Consider the following 16943-nt stretch of genomic DNA (forward strand, 5'->3'; position numbering starts at 1 on the left):
TGAGAGTTACTATCTTTTGCTAGTAACTCTCATTTGATTGTTCATGTCAAGAGTTGTCTCCGGCCGACGCGCCGTCGCCGCGAGGGCTCGCTACTCTCTGAAGCGATGAAGATCCGCGAACTCGGCGTGCGCGCCGCCTGTACCCTCGGCGCCGCCGCGATCGCCGCGGTCATGGCCTGTGCTCCCACCGCCACCGCCGTGCCGCCGACCGACGTACTGCCGAACAGCGGCTCGGGCACGACGACCACACCCCCGTTCACCACCCCGAACACCGACAGCTGCCCGCAGAAGACGCAGCCGCCGCCCCCGGTCGACACCTCCGAGGTGCCTGCGCCGGGCGAGCCGACGCCGAGCGCGCTGCCGGTGCCGTCGCCCGCCATCGGCGGTGACCGGATGAGCGAGTGCGGCGTCGCCCTGCCCAAGGGCGCGCCCCCGCCGCCCGCCGACATCTCGGCGACCTCGTGGATGGTGTCGGACCTCGACACCGGCCGGGTGCTCGCCGCCAAGGACCCGCACGGCCGCTACCGGCCCGCCAGCACCATCAAGGTCGCGCTCGCCATCGTCGCGCTGCGCACCCTCGACCTGGACACGGTCGTCATCGGCACGCAGGCCGACGCCGACGTCGACGGCACCAGGGTCGGTATCGGCCCCGGCGGCCGCTACACCAACCGCCAGCTCATGCAGGCGCTGATCATGTGCTCGGGCAACGACGCCGCCCATGCCATCGCCACCCAGCTCGGCGGCGACAAGGCCGCCGTGGCGAAGATGAACGACGTGGCGAAGTCGTTGCGCGCGTTGGACACTCGCGCGGCCACCCCGTCGGGCCTCGACGGCCCCGGCATGAGCACCTCGGCCTACGACCTGTCGGTGCTGTTCCGCGAGGCGATGAACATCCCGCTGTTCGCCGAGCTCATCCACACCGAGCAGGTCGACTTCCCCGGCTACCCGGCCGACCCGAAGATCCCCGACGACAAGGATCACCCCGGCTTCCCCATCGCCAACGACAACCAGCTGCTCTACAACTACGAGGGCGCGATCGGCGGCAAGACCGGTTTCACCGACGACGCCCGCCAGACCTTCGTCGCCGCCGCCGAACGCGACGGGCACCGGCTCGTCGTCACCCTGCTCAAGGCCGACGTGCGCCCGATCCGGCCGTGGGAGCAGGCCGCCCGCCTGCTCGACTACGGCTTCGCGCTCGACGCCGACGACCGCATCGGCAAGCTGCCCGAAGCGGGCAGCGAGGCAGTGCAACCCAGCGTGCCGCTGGCCTCGCCCCCACCGCGGGCCGACGGCTCACCGGCCCAGCCCGACCGGCAGCCACATCAGGCCGCCCGCGTGGTCACCCTGATCGGCGCGCCGCTGTTCGTCATGGTGGTGCTGCTCTGGATCCGGCGGGCCTCCCGGCGCAGGCGCTGAGTCAGCGGCGCCTGCCGAACAGCACCAGCGCCAGCGCCGCGACCGCGCCCGCACCGAAATAGGCAGCGCCCGTGCCGGTCGACATGCCCTGTTCCACCACGCGCGGCCGGATGACCACCGCGTCCGGCGGCGCGATGTCGGCACTGCGTTCGTTGTCGGGCGAGGTCGCCGCCCATGCGGTGGCGAACAGCAGGATCCGGTAGGTGATGTAGCTGAACACCATCAGGCCGATGATCGAACCGAACGTCGCGCCCGCCGGGCTGCGCAGCACTATCTGCAGGTAGAACGCGGCGATGACCTTGAACACCTCGAACGCGATCGCCGCCAGCGCCGCCGCCCGCGCCGCACTGCGCAGCGAGACCGGCTCGCGCGGCAATCGCGCGATCATCCAGGCGAACACCGCCCACGAGGCGAGCAGGCCGAGCCCGATCGACACCACCGACAGCACCAGCGTCGCCCCCGGCAGATGATCCGCCCCGATCGCCGCGAGCAGTTGCGCGCCGAGATCGCTCTGCGCGAGCGCGGACAGCCCGAGCGAGACCAAGAACGCCAGGCCGAGACCGACGAGCGCGCCGACGTCGGACAGTTTGCTTCGCCACCAAGGACTTTCGGGGTGCTGCACCTCCCACTGCTCGGTGAGCGCCGCCCGCAGGTTCGCGATCCAGCCGAGCCCGGTGTAGAGACCGACGACCAGACCGAGCAGACCGACGGTGCCGCGCGAGGAGATCGCCTGGTCGATCAAGTCGTTGATCTGGGTGCCGAAAGCCCCGGGGACTTTCTCCTTGACACCGTCCTGGAGCTGGGTCAGCAGTTCGGGCTGACCGGCCAGGATGAACCCCGCCACCGAGAAGGCCACCATCAGCAGCGGAAACAGTGACAGCACAGTGAAATAGGTGATGCCCGCGGCGAAGTAGTCACCGCGTTGCCGCTGGAATCGCCCGCCGGCCCTGACCAGATGATCCAGCCAGGGCCTGCGCCCGATCTGCTTCTCGACCGCGGCCGAGATATTGTCGACGACCTGCATGGCACGCGCCCCTTCAGCCGAAAACCTCAGGCGCGCACCGGGTCAGCGAGCCAGGAAGCCCACCCGGTCGTACACCTGAGCCAGTGTGTTGCCTGCGATCTCACGCGCTCGCTCGGCCCCCGCGGCGAGGATCCGATCCAGTTCGGCCTGATCGGACAGGTACTCCTGCACCTTCTTCTGGACGGGGGTGACGAATTCGACCAGCGCGTCGGCCACGTCGGCCTTGAGATCACCGTAACCCTTGCCCGCGAAATTCTCCTCCAGCGTGACGATCGGAGTTTCGGTGAGCGAGCTCAGGATGACGAGCAGATTGCTCACGCCCGCCTTGTGCTCGGGGTCGTAGCGGATCTCGCGCTCGGTGTCGGTGACCGCCGACTTGACCTTCTTCGCGGTGACTTTCGGATCGTCGAGCAGGTTGATCAGGCCCGCGTCGGTCGAGGCGGACTTGCTCATCTTCGCGGTCGGATCCTGCAGGTCGAAGATCTTCGCGGTGCCCTTGACGATGTGCGGCTCCGGCACGACGAAGGTCTTCTTGAAGCGGGTGTTGAAGCGCTGGGCCAGGTTTCGGGTCAGCTCCAGATGCTGGCGCTGATCCTCGCCGACCGGCACCTGGTGCGGGCGGTAGAGCAGGATGTCGGCGGCCATCAGTACCGGGTAGGTGAACAGGCCGACGGTCGCGTTCTCCGCGCCCTGCTTGACCGACTTGTCCTTGAACTGGGTCATCCGGCTCGCCTCACCGAAACCGGTGATGCAGCTGAGGACCCAGGTCAGCTCGGCGTGCTCGGGCACCTGGCTCTGCACGAACAGGGTGGACTTGGCCGGGTCGACGCCGAGCGCGAGCAGCTGCGCGACGGCACCCTTGGTGCGGGCCCGCAACGCCTTGGGGTCCTGGCTGACGGTGATCGCGTGCATGTCGGGGATGAAGTACAGCGCGTCGTAGTCGTCCTGCATGGTCACCCAGTACTGCAGCGCACCCAGGTAGTTGCCGAGGTGGAAGGAGTCGCTGGTGGGCTGGATGCCCGACAGCACCCGCTGCTTGCGTTCGGCCGTCGCGGCCGGGGCAGGACTGGACATGCCCCTGATCTTTCCATGGCCCTCAAGCGGAATTACGCTGCACCCAGTTGCGCGGATCGACGCCGGGCATGCTCGGCTTGCCCGCCTTGACCATTCGCTGTTCGCGACGGGCCAGCAGCTGGTACGAGGGCGTGCTCGGCCCGGCGAGCGCACCGGCCAGGACCCGGGGCGCCAGCGGCGGGGCGACGTGCGCGGTGCGCAGGCTGCGGCACAGCGTGCTGTAGGCGAGCTGATCGGCGATCCCCCACTCGATGCCGTACATCCGCCGGATCCGGTCCGGAAGACTGCCCTGGACCAGCAGGTACAGCGCCGTGCCGACCTGCTCGGCGGGCGGGCGCAGCCGGTAGGCCTTGCGATGGCCCGCCAGGTAGGAACCGACCAGGTTGGCCTCGTCGGTGAGGAACAGCTCCGAGGAGTTGAGGTAGCCGTCGAAGTACCGGCGGAAGGCCGGGTAGTCGGCGGGCGCCGCGTCGCGCGGCATGCCGAACAGCTCGCCCCAGCGGACGTAGTCCTGGTAGAGGTCCTCGCGTTCGGTGGCGGTGAGTTCGCGCACCAGCCGGTCGTACATCGCCTCGGCCGAGTCGAAGGTGAAGGCCATGGTCATGAACATCAGGTGCGGATCGCCGGCCGCGTAGGCGGTGCCTGCGGGATGGTGTTCGCCCGCGTCCTCGGGCAGGGTGCCGACGACCTTGTCGTGCTTGCGCCGGGTGAAGGCCAGCGCGCGATCGGCTTCGGCCTTGCTGCCGAGGAAGACCGCCTCGAACAGGGCGCCGGTGACGGCCAGCCGGGTGTAGGGCGTCGCGCGGTGCGCGGTGTGCTCACTGGTGCCGACGAACAGCAGCGGGTGGACCGCGCCGATCACCAGGGCCCGCACGCCGTAGGTCAGGCCAACCGCCCGCTTGCTCATCACCCGTCGGATCATCGAATCGTCGGCGAAATATCCGGGTTCGCCCTGCCGTGCGGCCATGCTGCGCCTCCTCGTCGAGTGCATCTGGCAATAGAATCCACCAGATTCGGTAATCTGGCAAGAGTCTCTACCAGAAAATCGAAGGCGGACGGCAGCACGCAGAATGGATGCTGTGACCAGGAAACGTAGCGCGCAAGCCCGGTCCTTCAGGGCCGGGTTAGCGCATCAACTTCGGTCTTCCTGGGGTACGGGGTGGTCGGCGCTGCTGTTCGATGTATTGGCCGACGATCGTGATGGGTGCGCCGCCGCAGGACGCGGCGAAATAGCTTGGGGACCACAGGTGCCCGTTCATGCTGTGCCGGTTCACGCGGCCGGTGAACTCGTCGCGGAGTCGGCGGGCGGAGACACCCTCGAGGCTGTTCACGAGTTTGCTGAGATGCCATGCTGTGGGTGTGCAGCTCCGTTACAACTTCCGCGTCTATCCGACGCCCGGCCAGCAGATCTCGTTGGCTCGCGCGTTCGGGTGCGCGCGGGTGGTGTACAACGACGGCCTGCGGTTGCGGCAGGAAGCACACGCGGGCGCGCAGCCCTACATCAAGGACTCCGCCCTGCAAACCCGGGTGATCACCGAAGCGAAGAGGACCCCCGAACGGGCGTGGTTTGCCGAGGTGTCGTCGGTGGTGTTGGTGCAGGCACTCGGGGACCTGCACACCGCGTACCGGAACTTCTTCGCCTCGACCACGGGGAAACGGAAGGGCGCGAAAGTCGCGCCACCGAGGTTCCGGTCCCGCAAGGACAATCGGCAGGCGATCCGGTTGACCCGCAACGGTTTCTCACTGCGGGCGAACCGGAAACTGTATGTGGCGAAGGTCGGCGAACTCGCGGTCCGCTGGTCGCGGGAGCTGCCATCGGATCCGTCGAGCGTGTCGATCATCAAGGATGCAAGCGGCCGGTATTTCGCGTCATTCGTGGTGCGGGTCGAGGATGCGACTCTCCCACAGGTGGATTCGGAAGTGGGTATCGACCTCGGGCTGTCGATGTTCGCGGTCCTGTCGAACGGCAAGACCATCACCTCGCCGAAGTTCCTGCGCCTTGCCGAGCGGAAGCTCCGCAAGGCGCAGCAAGCCCTGTCTCGCAAACAGAAAGGCTCCCGGAATCGGGCCAAAGCACGCCTTCGGGTCGCCGAAGTTCACGCCAAAGTCGCCGACGCCAGGCGAGATTGGGCGCACAAGCAGTCCACGACGATCATCGGCGAGAACCAAGCGGTGTATGTCGAGGACTTGTGTGTGAAAGGTCTCGCCCGCACCCACCTGGCGAAATCGGTCCACGACGCCGGGTGGGGCATGTTCACCCGCATGTTGGAGGAGAAAGCCGCCCGGTATGGGCGCACCTTCGCCAAGGTGGATCGCTGGTTCCCGTCCACCCGAATGTGTTCGGTGTGCGGGGCGATCGGGGAGAAGAAAACACTGCACGTCCGGGAGTGGACATGCAGGTGCGGAACGATTCACGACCGCGACCTGAACGCGGCCATCAACATCCTCGCGGCCGGACGGGCCGAGAGGTTAAACGCCTGCGGAGGGGCTGTAAGTCCTGCCGCCTAGCGGAAGGCACGCCCCAGTGAAACAGGAACCCACCGGAGAGCCGCAAGGTTCAGGAGGAATCCCGGCCGTTCACGGCCGGGTGGATGTCAAAGCACAACGGACATACGGCGGCGTCTCGGCGCAACAGCGACAGGCCCAGCGCCGTACCGCCCTGCTGGACGCGGCGCTCGACATCGTCGCCGAAGAGGGGCAGGCCAAGCTCACCGTCGCCGGGCTGTGCGCCCGCGCCGGGCTCAACGAGCGCTACTACTACGAGAATTTCGAGCATCGCGAAAGCGTTTTGGAGGCCCTGCTCGACCGCATCGCCGAAGAACTGACCGGCGCGATCGTGGCGGCGTTGACCACCGCGCCCCCCGACAGCCGGTCCCAGTCGCACGCCGCGATCGACGCGGGCATCTCGGTCCTCACCGACGATCCGCGCAAGGCACAGGCCGCGCTGATCGCGGGCATGGCGACCCCGGAGTTGCGGGCCCGCACCGCCCGCACGGTGCGCGCCTTCGCCCGGCTGGTCGCCGCGCAAGGCACCGGTTTCTACGGGGTCGAGGTCCCGCAGAACCTGGTCGACTTCCGCGCGATCTACCTCATCGGCGGGCTGACCCAGACCCTGACCACCTGGCTGGCAGGCGACCTCGACCTCACCCGCGAGGAACTGATCAACCAGGTCACCGAGGTATTCGTGCTACTCGGCGACGATCTGGCAGGCCGCTACCGCTGACGGACAGCCGGCATCGCGGGCCGGCAGCTGCGACCTGCTAGGGCTGGGCCGGGAGCGGCACACACGCGTCGAGCATGACGCCATCGCATTCCGCGGCGGAACCGGTCGACAGCGCGTTCAGCACATTGCCGAGCAGATCGCTGGACCCCGCGGACGGCTCGGCGATCTGCGCAAGGCCGACCTGATCGCCCAGTGCCGAATCGGCGTCGGCCATCGCCATTCCGGTAGTCGCCGCCATGATCGCGGTGAAGATGCTCGCGCTCGCCAGTACTCGCTTCAACGTTCTCTCCTCACGGGCGACCTCGGAACGGCCGCACCGGCGACGACGTTAAGCGGACTGATCAGTCTTCGGCAGCCGCCAATTCCGGTGGCAGCGGAAACCCCGGATCATTCCGTGAGGGCGACGGCGCCGAAGGTCTCCGGGTCGCCCTGCAGGACGATACGGAAGGCGACGTCGCGGCGGGACCAGTAGGCGGCGCAATCGCGCATGGCGCTGCCGAACCAGGCGCGTTCGGTGGCCTCCTCGGCGAGCAGGTCGGCCGAATCGCGCACCACCGCGACGTACCCGGGCGCGTCGCCGACGAAATCGTCCAGGTCACGCAGACATTCGTCGAAGGCGTCCTTGTTCGCGCCGAAGTAGTACGGGAACTGGAATGCCGCGGCGAATTCGTCGAAGAGTTCGGCGGTGGTACGCATCTTGGGGCCGCGCAGTTCGCGGACGCGGTAGTCGGCGGGCGAGTCGTAGCGGACGCCACTGAACGCGGCGGCGTCGACGGCCAGCGCGCCGAACACGGGCTGCGACGCGGCGGGCGCCTCGGTGGTGGGACGAGCAAGGAACTGCGACAGCGTCATTCGCATCAGCGCATCCTCGTGAAGGTCTCGTAGTGGTCGCCGGTGTACCAGGCGCTACCGTCGCTACCGGTGACGATGCGTTCGGCATCACGACCCCGATTGCGCTGCTTGGGATTGACGTCCCACTCCTGGTAGGTCACCGGCTTGCCCGCCGAATCCTTCGGCGGCAGTTTGGTTCCCCGGTTCATCCACTGCTCACCGCCCTTGGTCCCCGGCGCGTTCGCCGAATCCGGCCAGCGGCCCCCATCGATCTCGAGGAGGGTCGTGTAGGCGCGATCGGGCACGCCCGCAGCCCCGTTGCCCGGCGCCGCGCTGGCATTCCCGAGGGGCGGGCCCGGCTTCGGCGCGGCCTTGGTGGTGGTGGTGATACCGGCGACCGCGCGGGTGGTGGTCGCGGTCGCGGTGTCGTCGCCGCCGCGTCCGGTGAACAGGGTGAGCCCCACCGCGAGGACGATGAGCAGCAGTCCGCCGAGCAGTCCGAGCGTTTTGCGCGAGAGATTCACCGGTATCGCACCGCCGAGGAAGCGCGGTCGGACCACCGCTGATCGTAGGCATCAGCGCGACCGGCGAGCGCGCGGCTATCTGTCATGACAGAGAAATCTACGTCAGCGGGGTTCGACCTTCCGACCCCGTTCGACCTAGCCGGCCAGGTCGAGCTCGAGCTGTGCCCCGGAGAGCATCAGCGCGCTGGCGGACAGGCCGAAGAGCCGGTGGAAGTTCTCGCTGAGGTGTGACGGGGAAGCGAATCCGGCGTCGGTGGAGCACCGGGTGAGGTTGTGGCCTGCAGCGATGCTCTGTGCGACCCGAAGCATCCTGGCCCATTGCCGGTAGCGGCGGAAGGTAGTGCCCGTCTGGGCCGCGAAGGTGCGGAGCAGGTGTGAGGTGGACCAGCCGACCCCGGCGGCGAGGTTTCGGGCTGTGACGGGAGTGGTGGGGTCGGCACGGATGATGCGGGCCGCCTCGGCGATGCGTGGGTCGAGGCCGGCTCCGGGAAGGGGGAGACTGGCGAGCTGCACGACGCGCTCGATATCGGTACGCAGTGCGGCGGTGATCAGCTCGCGCTCGTTGCGGTGCTGGAATCCGAACGGTCCCTGTTGTCTGCGCATGTGCCGAACATCCTGTGACCGTGCGGTGATCGCCGGGTCTACGAACAGGTAGAGCATGCGCCCGGGTGTGGCAGGCAGGTGGTGGGAGTAGCGGGCGGGTGCGCAGGCACTGCGGGTGGTCACCTCGTCCAGACCGGGCGCGCGAAAAACGAACGGTTCGTCGAGCCCGACCGCCGAGCATGCCAGCACCGGCGAGTGTGGCCCGATCGGCAACGACGGGCCGATATACCCCGCGTGACCAGGTCGAATCCACAGCACCGCGCGCGCGGAGTCACCACACGATTGTGAAAGCGCGGCCGAGGTCATGTTTGCCAGGCTAATCCGGTGCGTGTGCGAGGAACGCGCGCGGGAAGGAATGACACAGTGACACAGCGCAACACCACGGGTGCCGCGGCGATCGACGCGCCGACGGACGCCGAGGCAGGAATGGAAGAGGTCGTCGCGACGCTTGCCGCGATGGACCGCCGCACGGTGGGCGCGGGTGAGCGGGGATCGGCAGCCTGGCTGGCCGGGCGCCTCGGCGAGCTCGGGGCAGAGGCGGTGACGGTGAGTACGTTTCGGGGACAGTCGTCGTGGGCACCCGCTCACCTGGGGCATGTGGTGACAGCGATGGTCATCGGCCTGCTGCCCGGGCGGATCGGGCGGGCGCTGTCACTGGCAGCGGCGGTCTCCTACGAGCTGGAGGTCAGTGGGCGGTGGCAATGGATCCGGCGGGTGCTGCCGAGCCGCCCCGGGGCCTCGGTTTCCGCGCGGTTGCCCGCGGCGGGTCTGCCGTCCCGGACTCTGGTATTGGTCGCCCATCACGACGCGGCGCACAACGGGATCGTCTGGCACCCGAGAGTGGTCGCCGTCAACCGGCGGTGGTCCTCGCGGACCGGGCGCTCCATGCCCAGCCACCTTGTCCCGCTCGCGGCGATGCTCGCGGCGGCGGTACCCGTCGTCCCGGTGCGGCGGGCAGCGGCGATCGTGCTGGGTATCGCGAGCCTGGCGATGACCCAATCGATGCGCAGTTACACCACACCCGGCGCCAATGACAACGCCACCGGTGTCGCGGCGGTCCTGGAAACGGTGCGTCACCTGCGCGCCCAGCCGTTGGCAGACACCGAGGTGATCGTGGTGTTCCCAGGCGGCGAAGAGGCCGGGAACCAGGGGATGCGCCAGTGGGTCGCCGACAACCGTGGGCTGCGGGGCTCCGGACGGACGTTGGTGGTCAACCTCGATTCCCTCGGCAGCGGTGGGCACCTGGTCCTCGCGCGCCGGGAAGGGCTCACCAGCTTCGCCGCCCGTCGCGACGTCGACACGGTGACACAGATCGCGAACGAGGCGGGGATCGAGCTCCGCGCGGTGGACTTCCCCAATGTCTGCGATGCCGCTGTCGCGCGGCACGCGGGTATGCGGGCGATCAGCGTGCTGTCCTATGCCGACGGCTGGGTCGAGCACCTGCATCAGCGCTCCGACACCGCCGACGCCGTCGGCTGGAACACCGTGCGTGCGGCGGTCACCCTCACCGAACACATTGCCCGCGCCTGGGACCGCGGCGCCTTCTCCAACGATGCCTGAGGAACGAGATATGCGAAATACCAAGAACGGCAAGGCGATAGCGGTCTACGGCGCAACCGGGTACACCGGCAGGCTGATCGTGCGGGAACTCGTCGGCTCGGGGCACGAGGTCATCGTCGCCGGTCGGGACGCGGCAGGCTTGCGCCGAGTGGCCGAACGTGCCGACGGCGCGGTGACCTGTACGGCGATCGCCCTCGACGACACCGCGGGGCTCATCGCACTGGCATCGCGAGTGCGCACGGTAGTCAATGCCGCAGGCCCGTTCGCGGACACCTGCGGACCGATCGCCCGGGCCGCCGTCGCCGGCGGTGCGCACTACGTCGACATCAGCGGCGAACAACACGCGATCCGGGCATTGTTCGACGAACTCGGCCCGGCCGCGACCGAACGCGGTGTCGCGCTCCTGCCTGCCAGCGCGTTCTACGCGACCCTGTGCGACCTGCTGGTATCGCTGGCCGCGCGGGACTTCGGTCCGGTCAGCGATCTCGATATCGCCTATCACGTGGAGAACTGGGTACCGAGCGGTGCCGCGTTTCGTAATCGGGTGCTCGGCCTGACCCTGTCCACCATCCAATTCGACAACGGCTACACCGACATCGACCGGCAACCCGCCACCCGTTTCGTCGACTTCGGCGGCACCATCGGACGCCGCCGCGTGGCGATGTATCCCGCCCCCGAGGTGCTGACCATCCCGCGCCATGTCGATGTCGCCCGCCTGCGCACGTCGATGGCGACCTCCACCCTGTCGCCCCAGCGGATCGCGGAGCCCCTGGTCCCGCTGCTCGCCCGCATCGCCGCCCGTGGCCTCGAGTCCAGAGCAGCACCGGTGATCGAGAAGCTGGTGACGGCCGGTATCGGCGGATCTCCCACCCGATTCGACTCCGACCCGACCCGATTCGACCTGGTGGCCCACCTGACAGGCACAGCAGGGAAACGCACCGCGACCCTGTCCGGCCCCGGCATCTTCGACATCACCGGCCCGATCGCGGCCCGAGTCGCCGCCACCACCACCGACGCCGGCTTCATATCCGCCGGCCCCCTGTCCGCCGCCCAAATCCTCGACCCGTCAGCCTTCCTCACCGGCCTGGGCGAGCGGGGTGTGTCGTTTCGGATCGCCTGAGATTCACCGGTATCGCGTCGCTCACGATGTCCTCCGGTTCGGCTGCGGCTCCCATTGTTCGAGTGCGGCCAGCAGGCGTCGGACTACCTCGGGCGGTGCGACGGTGATCGGTTCCAGCCGCTTCGGTTTCGGTGTGCGTTTCGGCAGTGGCACGGGGTCCCCTCCGGTGCGTTGTTTGGCCGCACACCCGACGCTCAGGGCCCCTCCACCGGGCGCCGGGGTGCTGTCCACGATTCTGCTCCAAGCGAGGCGAAACCGCCTACGCTAGACATATGCGCCTGAAATACGCTGGAACCATGAACACGACAGGCGATGTGATCCGGCGTCGCCGGAAGCAGCTGGACATGTCCCAAGCCGCTCTCGGGCGGCTTGTCGGGGTGGATCAGAAAACGATCAGTAGATACGAGTCCGGCGAGTTGACGCCGGACCTCATCACCGGCACCAAGCTCGCCGATGTCCTCGGTGTCTCCGTCAATGAACTAGCCGGGCGTGCATCCCGCACGCTCGACCTGTCCGGCGATTGGTGGGCCGCTTGGCAGACATGGGGAGACACCGGCGAGCGGGTAGACCTACACGAACTGGGGATGGTGCAAGACGGTTCGTTCCTCGAGCTGGACGGAGCCCGCGCCCGTCCGGTAGACGAAGGTTCGTACACCTGGCGTGGCGAGCTTCGGTTGTGGGACAACGAATCTCTGATGGGCTGGTACGTCGCGACCGAGGGCGCGGTGAGGTCCAAAGGATCGTTGTACTTCGCGCTGCACCCGCAAGGGCTCGCGCTGGCCGGTTCGTGGGTGGGCCAGTCCGCTGCCGGGCTCGTGATTCGTGGATGGGGCGCGATCGTTCGGCACCAGCGGCTCGCAGAACCGTTGATAGACCTACTCAGGGCCACTGATGGAAACTTGACCGCATGGCCGAAGAGTCTCTAGTCACCGTCACGATTACCGCTGAAACCGCAGAGTGGCTAGCCGAGTTCACCCGACGTCTGGTGGCAGACCGGCTGGCCGCGTGCGGGAACATCGTCCCGGCGGTGCGTTCGATCTACTCGTGGAACGGTGAAGTCCAGGACGACGCCGAAGCGCTGGTGTTGATCCACACCCGTGCGTCACTGGTCGACGCGATCATTCGCCGAGCGGACGACGAACACCCGTACGACACTCCCCAGGTGTTGGCTGTGCCGCTTACCGGTGCACACCCGGGGTATGCGGATTGGGTGGTCGAACAGACCATTGGCTGATCTGAGCGGAATTCCAAACGCGATCAGTATTCCGGCAGTCATCAGAAGTCCGCTCGATCACCGATCGGTTCTGGAACCGGCGCAGTTCGGTCACGTTCCTCCACTGCGGTCAACCACGCTTCCAGGTTGTCCAGTGATCCAGTGCAGACAACCCGGTACGGAGACGACAGCTCCCATCCGTACGGCGGCTCAGGTGCCCGCCGGACCGACATGGACCGCAACCGGGCGCGGTTTGTCACAGCGTCCAGTCGAACTCTGATTGCATCGCTCATGCGGCATCACGCTTCGGCTCCCACTTGTCGAGAGCTTCCAGCAGACGACGAATGATCGTTGGCGGGGCAACCTGGATCGGGTTGGGACGTTTCGTCTTGGGCGTCCGCTGCGGGAGCATCGCGGCCTCCTGATGGCGCTGGGTGGGTTCCGCTCCCGGCGAGGACTCTTCCGTTCACCCGCCGGGAGCGTTGAGACGAACCTACGAACCGGAAACCCATGCGCGGAACGAACTTGACCGAACTTGCCCAAGTTGGTTTCTAGCTGCCCCATAGGCAGCTGAACTGGGTGACACTGGAAAACGAACACGCCAAACAACGCCAAACCTTTAGACGGGGGTACAGGCCATGTTGAAACTCAAATTCCTGGGCAACGGCGGTTCAGGAACGGGCGAATGCCCAACGCTGTACGCGACAGATCAGGACACCTACGCGGTACAAGGCTGGACAACCGGCAGCGCGGATACGGTCGAGATTCCGCATTTGCTGTTGGGGTTCGCTGAGCCGGACACCTACGTAGGCACTCAGCTCGCCGACACAGGACGCGGAACGTTCACCCTCACCGGTCGACCGATCAACGACCCTGAGACGCTGGCACAGATGAACCTCGCCGACGACGAATCAGCGATCGAGGTTCCCAAGCACACACGGAGGTTCTACGGGAATGCTGCTGCGGCTCAACAATGAACCAGACCTCTGGGGTTCGCTGTTCGCTGAGTGCAAGCGGGAAGCGTTCCACCTCGAGACCCTGGACGCATACGCGGTCGCGTCCGAGTCTGAGCCGTTGCGTCAGTTCCTCGCCGGTGAACCCGCCGACACAACTTGGTTCGATCCTTGGCGAACGCTCATGCAGGACAGCGCAAGTCGCGGCGTGACAGTGCGCCGCGTGCGGGTAGTGACTGAACCGCTCAGCGACTATCAACGGTGGCTGCTGACGTTGACGCCGGAGAACCTCACTGCCGGTGAAGACATCCGCTATCTGGCTCGACACCTTGCCGGACAGGTGCCGACAGAGGATTACTGGCTGTTCGATGACGAACGGGTGGCGTTCCATGCCAGGGATGCCGAGAACCGTGGTCTTGCCATGGTCGTTACCGATGACCCTGGCTTGGTCGAGTACGCCATTGGTCACCGAAACCGGTTGTGGAAGTTGGCAACTCCGTTCGATCAGTACGCGGGTTCGTAGGTGACTTCACCTCGGCAAGCTCGGGAGTCGCTTGGTAGGCGACTCCGTGAGATGCGGAAGGATGCTGGGCTGACCGGACGACGGTTGGCCCAGCTTTCCGGGTGGCACGAGTCGAAAGTCTCCAAGATCGAGAACGGTGACCGATCACCCACCGAACCGGACCTACGCGCCTACACCCGCCACACATGCACCGAAGACCAGTTGCCAGACCTGATAGCCACCCTGAGAGGTATTGAGGCTGCCTACGTCGAATGGCGACGGGTACTCGCGACGGGCACCAAGAGACGCCAAGAACGATCGGTGACCCTTGCTGAGGAAACCCGGCTACAGCGGGTGTACGAACCGCAGATCATCCCCGGCATCTTCCAGACACCTGAGTACGCGGAGCAGATATTCCGGCGTGCAGTGCGGTTCTACGGCATCCCCGACGATGTAGACGCGGGAGTGGCGAAACGACTGGAGCGGCAACAGTGGCTGTACCGGGGAGACAGGCGATTTCACGTCGTCGTGACCGAACATGCCATCTACAACCCGGTTGGTGGTCCTGGTGTCCACAGAGGTCAGCTAGACAGGCTGCTGGCGGTCTCAGGACTCCCCAGAGTGCTGCTCGGGATCATCCCGACGAACCGGCCGATGCCGATGCAGTCAACGAACTTCGTCATGTTCGATTCCCGGCTAGTCCTGGTGGAGACACCTACCGCAGAGCTGTCGGTTACTCAGCCCCGGGAGATTGACACCTACTCCCGGCTGTTCGCTGAACTGGCTGAGTCGTCCGTGACGGGGGAACCAGCGCGGGCCATCATCCGCGCCTGTCTGGCCGGATACCCCTAGCAGCCGTGGTTGATCTGAGCAAGGTCGAACCACACCGCCGCCGGAATCGGAACGACCCACACCACCAGGTCTTAGCGATGATGAACACCTACGGTCAAGACATCGGATTACGGTTGTACCGCAACGATTTGTCCGCGTTCGTCACCGCCTGCATCCCCTTGCCGCCGCTCGTCGGCTGGTGCAGGAACGGGCCAGTGCGCGTGATCACTCGCGCGCACCCCGGGCACTGGCCCCCATCGGCTAAGCCCAGCTTGGGTGGTTGAGCAGACCATTGGTCGATCTGAGCAAGCCTGAGAGGCGGGAAATGGCCGAAGAGATTCACCGGTACTGCACGGTCACGGGAGCGTGGTCGGACCAGCGCTGGTCGTAGGCGGCGGCGCGTTCGACGACGGCCTGCTTGGCGCGGGAAGGCAGGTCGCCGAGGGCGAGCTGGTAGTCGATGCGCCAGCCGGAGTCGTTGTCGAAGGCGCGGCCGCGGTAGGACCACCAGCTGTAGGGGCCGGCGACGTCGGGGTGCAGGGCGCGGACCACGTCGACGTAGCCCGCGGTCAGCAGGTCGGCGATCCAGGCGCGTTCCTCGGGGAGGAAGCCTGCCGATTTCTGGTTGCCCTTCCAGTTCTTGAGGTCGACCTCGGCGGGTGCGATATTCCAGTCCCCGCTCACCACGAACTCCCCGGTGCGCGTCTTCAGGTAGGCGCCCAGCTCGGCCATGAACCGGTATTTCTCGTCCTGCTTCGGGGTGTTCTCCTCGCCCGAGTGCACGTACACGCTCGCGACGGTGACCTCGCCGAAGTCGGCCTCGAGATAGCGCCCCGACGCGGCGAACTCACTGCTACCGAACCCGATCCGCACCGCGTCGGGCGCGCGCCGCGACAGAATCCCGACACCGGCTCGCCCCTTCGACTCCGGTTCCGCGTGCGAGAGCACCCACCCGGCGTCGAGCGCGGGCGCGAGCGCGGTAGCGACCTGCGCGTCGGTCGCCCTGGTCTCCTGCAGGCACACGATGTCGGCTTCGGTCGCGTCCAGCCACGACAACATGCCCTTGGTCGCGGCGGCGCGCACGCCGTTGACGTTCACAGTCGAGAGGATTATCGGCACCGAACGACCGTACAATGGCTAGTCAGGAATGCTCCCCCCGGACACTGTCGTCCAGGAAGGGGTGAATGACGATGACGTCACGCACCGCCAAGTCCACCGTCCCCGCCGCGCCTGTCAAGGCATTGCATCTCGGGTCCGGTGACCCGGTCCTGCTGCTGCACGGGTTCATGTTGTCGCCGCACTGTTGGGAGCAGGTCGCGCGGCGAATGTCGTCGAATTGCGAGGTTTATGCCCCTGCCTTCGCCGGGCACTGGGGTGGTCCCAAGGTCGAGGGCTGGTTGCTGGACGTCTACGCGCTGGCCGATCAGATCGAGGACCAGCTCGACGCGCTGGGCTGGCGCACCTGCCATATCGCCGGAAATTCGCTAGGCGGCTGGGTGGGCCTCGAGCTGGCGCGACGTGGCCGTGCCCGCACCCTGACCACCGTGGCCGCGGCGGGCGGCTGGGCCTCACCCTCGATCAGCCAGGTCAGGGTCGGCTTGAAGTTCGCCTCGATGATCCCGTTCGTCGAGATCGGCAAGCTGCTCGGCGGGGTGGCGATCAACAATCCGCTCATCCAGTACGTGGCCGCGTTACTGCTGGCCAAGAACACCGGCGCCGTCTCGCGCCGCGACCTGGCGACCACCATCACGGCCGTGCTGCACTGCGACGCGATGATCCCGCTGATCCTCGGCAGCCTTCGCGCCCCTGGCATGGACGACCTCGGCGAGCTCACCACCCCAGTGCGCATGCTGCTCGCCGAGTACGACCGGATCATCCCCAACCGCGTCTACGCCACCCGCTACCTGCGCGAACTCCCCGAATCCGCCGACCGCATCCTGGTGCACGGCGTCGGCCACGTGCCGATGCTGGAGGCGCCGGACCGCATCGCGACGCTCATCGCCGAGCACATCTACGCCAGCCGCGGGCACCTGCGCGCGATCTGAACACACGAGAACCCGGCCGCGCGA

General features: G+C 67.0%; 19 protein-coding genes and 1 pseudogene. 11 read left to right on the plus strand and 9 right to left on the minus strand.

What is annotated here, in order from left to right:
* The first annotated feature begins 105 nt into the window (after window positions 1–105).
* On the plus strand, window positions 106–1416 hold the full coding sequence (locus ACWF82_RS26605; RefSeq protein WP_452505438.1) for a D-alanyl-D-alanine carboxypeptidase family protein: 1311 nt from the start codon (window positions 106–108) through the stop codon (window positions 1414–1416).
* A gap of 1 nt (window position 1417) precedes the next feature.
* Here the strand turns inward: ACWF82_RS26605 and yhjD are convergent, their stop codons facing one another.
* From yhjD to ACWF82_RS26625, 4 genes and pseudogenes are all read right to left on the minus strand, one after another.
* On the minus strand, window positions 1418–2440 hold the full coding sequence (gene yhjD, locus ACWF82_RS26610; RefSeq protein WP_452505440.1) for an inner membrane protein YhjD: 1023 nt from the start codon (window positions 2438–2440) through the stop codon (window positions 1418–1420).
* Window positions 2441–2482: 42 nt separating this feature from the next.
* On the minus strand, window positions 2483–3514 hold the full coding sequence (gene trpS, locus ACWF82_RS26615; protein WP_379303427.1) for a tryptophan--tRNA ligase: 1032 nt from the start codon (window positions 3512–3514) through the stop codon (window positions 2483–2485).
* Between the two features lie 22 nt (window positions 3515–3536).
* Complete coding sequence (locus tag ACWF82_RS26620; RefSeq protein WP_452505442.1) at window positions 3537–4481, minus strand: oxygenase MpaB family protein; 945 nt, start codon at window positions 4479–4481, stop codon at window positions 3537–3539.
* Window positions 4482–4638: 157 nt separating this feature from the next.
* A pseudogene (locus tag ACWF82_RS26625) lies at window positions 4639–4857 on the minus strand (IS200/IS605 family transposase); the annotation flags it as partial.
* A gap of 16 nt (window positions 4858–4873) precedes the next feature.
* On the opposite strand from ACWF82_RS26625, the gene ACWF82_RS26630 reads away from it, so the two are divergent.
* Together ACWF82_RS26630 and ACWF82_RS26635 are read left to right on the plus strand one after the other, a co-directional pair.
* Window positions 4874–6022, plus strand: a complete 1149-nt coding sequence (locus ACWF82_RS26630; protein WP_452505444.1) for an RNA-guided endonuclease InsQ/TnpB family protein — start codon at window positions 4874–4876, stop codon at window positions 6020–6022.
* A gap of 79 nt (window positions 6023–6101) precedes the next feature.
* A complete protein-coding gene (locus tag ACWF82_RS26635; protein WP_452505446.1) occupies window positions 6102–6737 on the plus strand; it encodes a TetR/AcrR family transcriptional regulator in 636 nt (211 codons plus the stop codon).
* A 37-nt stretch (window positions 6738–6774) separates the two neighbouring features.
* Here the strand turns inward: ACWF82_RS26635 and ACWF82_RS26640 are convergent, their stop codons facing one another.
* The 4 genes from ACWF82_RS26640 to ACWF82_RS26655 form a co-directional block, all read right to left on the minus strand.
* Window positions 6775–7017 (minus strand): hypothetical protein, encoded by a 243-nt coding sequence (locus ACWF82_RS26640; RefSeq protein WP_452505448.1) that lies wholly within the window; start codon window positions 7015–7017, stop codon window positions 6775–6777.
* 107 nt (window positions 7018–7124) lie between these two features.
* Window positions 7125–7595 carry a barstar family protein gene (locus ACWF82_RS26645; RefSeq protein WP_452505450.1) on the minus strand — a complete coding sequence of 157 codons (471 nt, stop codon included), beginning with the start codon at window positions 7593–7595 and terminating at the stop codon, window positions 7125–7127.
* The gene (locus ACWF82_RS26650; protein ID WP_452505452.1) at window positions 7595–8128 is read right to left on the minus strand and encodes a ribonuclease domain-containing protein; all 534 of its coding nucleotides are present in this window, start codon (window positions 8126–8128) and stop codon (window positions 7595–7597) included. Before ACWF82_RS26650 ends, ACWF82_RS26645 begins: the two co-directional genes overlap by 1 nt.
* A gap of 99 nt (window positions 8129–8227) precedes the next feature.
* On the minus strand, window positions 8228–9001 hold the full coding sequence (locus tag ACWF82_RS26655; protein WP_452505453.1) for a helix-turn-helix transcriptional regulator: 774 nt from the start codon (window positions 8999–9001) through the stop codon (window positions 8228–8230).
* 57 nt (window positions 9002–9058) lie between these two features.
* On the opposite strand from ACWF82_RS26655, the gene ACWF82_RS26660 reads away from it, so the two are divergent.
* The 7 genes from ACWF82_RS26660 (at window position 9059) to ACWF82_RS26690 (ending at window position 14895) form a co-directional block, all read left to right on the plus strand.
* Entirely contained in the window at window positions 9059–10255 is a 1197-nt protein-coding gene (locus ACWF82_RS26660) for a M28 family metallopeptidase (RefSeq protein WP_452505455.1), read from the plus strand.
* Between the two features lie 10 nt (window positions 10256–10265).
* On the plus strand, window positions 10266–11375 hold the full coding sequence (locus ACWF82_RS26665) for a saccharopine dehydrogenase NADP-binding domain-containing protein (RefSeq protein WP_452505457.1): 1110 nt from the start codon (window positions 10266–10268) through the stop codon (window positions 11373–11375).
* A 296-nt stretch (window positions 11376–11671) separates the two neighbouring features.
* A complete protein-coding gene (locus ACWF82_RS26670; protein WP_452505459.1) occupies window positions 11672–12301 on the plus strand; it encodes a helix-turn-helix transcriptional regulator in 630 nt (209 codons plus the stop codon).
* Window positions 12283–12609: a divalent-cation tolerance protein CutA gene (cutA, locus tag ACWF82_RS26675; protein WP_378849269.1), complete on the plus strand. Its 327-nt coding sequence runs from the start codon at window positions 12283–12285 to the stop codon at window positions 12607–12609. Before ACWF82_RS26670 ends, cutA begins: the two co-directional genes overlap by 19 nt.
* Window positions 12610–13226: 617 nt before the next feature.
* Complete coding sequence (locus ACWF82_RS26680) at window positions 13227–13565, plus strand: hypothetical protein (RefSeq protein WP_452505461.1); 339 nt, start codon at window positions 13227–13229, stop codon at window positions 13563–13565.
* Window positions 13543–14064 carry a DUF6879 family protein gene (locus ACWF82_RS26685; protein ID WP_452505463.1) on the plus strand — a complete coding sequence of 174 codons (522 nt, stop codon included), beginning with the start codon at window positions 13543–13545 and terminating at the stop codon, window positions 14062–14064. Before ACWF82_RS26680 ends, ACWF82_RS26685 begins: the two co-directional genes overlap by 23 nt.
* On the plus strand, window positions 14065–14895 hold the full coding sequence (locus ACWF82_RS26690; protein WP_452505465.1) for a helix-turn-helix domain-containing protein: 831 nt from the start codon (window positions 14065–14067) through the stop codon (window positions 14893–14895).
* 318 nt (window positions 14896–15213) lie between these two features.
* On the opposite strand, the gene ACWF82_RS26695 is transcribed toward ACWF82_RS26690, so the two are convergent.
* The gene (locus ACWF82_RS26695; RefSeq protein ID WP_452505467.1) at window positions 15214–15993 is read right to left on the minus strand and encodes an exodeoxyribonuclease III; all 780 of its coding nucleotides are present in this window, start codon (window positions 15991–15993) and stop codon (window positions 15214–15216) included.
* A 71-nt stretch (window positions 15994–16064) separates the two neighbouring features.
* Here ACWF82_RS26695 and ACWF82_RS26700 point away from each other — a divergent pair, with 71 nt between their 5' ends.
* Window positions 16065–16919 (plus strand): alpha/beta fold hydrolase, encoded by an 855-nt coding sequence (locus ACWF82_RS26700; RefSeq protein ID WP_452505469.1) that lies wholly within the window; start codon window positions 16065–16067, stop codon window positions 16917–16919.
* Window positions 16920–16943: the final 24 nt, after the last annotated feature.

The organism is Nocardia sp. NPDC055053, from assembly GCF_053608285.1.